This window comes from Streptomyces sp. NPDC059909 (genome assembly GCF_042730885.1).
GTDB lineage: Bacteria > Actinomycetota > Actinomycetes > Streptomycetales > Streptomycetaceae > Streptomyces.
The window spans coordinates 612-1,077 of record NZ_JBHWKX010000266.1; the positions used below are offsets into that span (position 1 = coordinate 612).

1 protein-coding gene is annotated in these 466 nt (G+C 67.6%); it reads left to right on the top strand.

The features are described 5' to 3' along the window. Positions 1 to 191 precede the first annotated feature (191 nt). Positions 192 to 466, top strand: a 275-nt coding sequence (locus tag ACFV9O_RS40740; RefSeq protein WP_385428204.1) for a DUF6716 putative glycosyltransferase, incomplete at its 3' end; no start/stop codon positions are given.

Below are 466 nucleotides of genomic sequence, written 5' to 3' on the forward strand. Positions count from 1 at the left end.
GCGGAAAGGCGGCCACCCGTCGCCTTCCCTCTTCGGTGTCGCCCCGGCGAACGTCGCGGGGACAACGGACCAACTGTCGGCGGAAGCGATCGACGGGCAGGTGGGCCCGCACTAGTCTGACCGGCGTCAACGGGGCCGCGTACGAGTGGATCAGCGAGCCGAGCCGCACCGACGGGAATCACGAGGACCTTATGAGAACAGCTCTGCTGGTGGCCGCTTTCGATTCCCAGCTGAAATGGTGTGCCCGTATCCAACGGGAACTCGAATCCCGCGGATTCGCCTGTCGTGTCGCCGTGCCGGACCTGCGTGCCGCGCTTTCCGCGCAGCAGATCGCCGACGCGGGCGTGGCATCCGTCGAGACCATGGCCTGGGACGACGTGATCGTCCGGTCGCTGGAGGCCGACGTCGTTGTCTCCGGTCTCTCGGGCCCGCTGACCAAGCGGCTGAGCATCGAGCTGTCCGCCCT